1 protein-coding gene is annotated in these 303 nt (G+C 71.9%); it reads left to right on the forward strand.

Features of this window, described 5'->3' with window-relative positions; translation table 11 throughout:
• Positions 1–105: 105 nt before the first annotated feature.
• A partial coding sequence (locus tag UK12_RS35210) for a nucleoside-diphosphate kinase (RefSeq protein ID WP_045307296.1) occupies positions 106–303 on the forward strand: 198 nt, incomplete at its 3' end.

A 303-nucleotide genomic window follows, 5' to 3' on the forward strand; every position in this document is an offset into this window, starting at 1 on the left:
GACCTGGTGGAAGCAGCCCGGCCGGGAAGGCGGGCTGCTCACCCGAGGTAATCTCTGGGCAAGGCCGCATACACCATGCCCTACCGATTCCCCAGGAGCGGCACCGTGTCCCAGCGCACTCTCGGCCTGCTGAAGCCTGACGGAGGCAAGCGCGGCCTGGCAGGCGCGATCACCAGCCGTATCGAGCCCACGGCGCGCCGGCCCCTTCCCGCCGTCGAACTGCGCACCTTCGACCGGGCGAGGCCGGAGCAGCACTACGCGGCGCACGTCGGCCGCCCGTTCGCCGAGCCCCTGCTGGCGTTC

Origin of the sequence: Saccharothrix sp. ST-888 (assembly GCF_000955975.1) — a bacterium.
Classification (GTDB): Bacteria; Actinomycetota; Actinomycetes; order Streptomycetales; family Streptomycetaceae; genus Kitasatospora.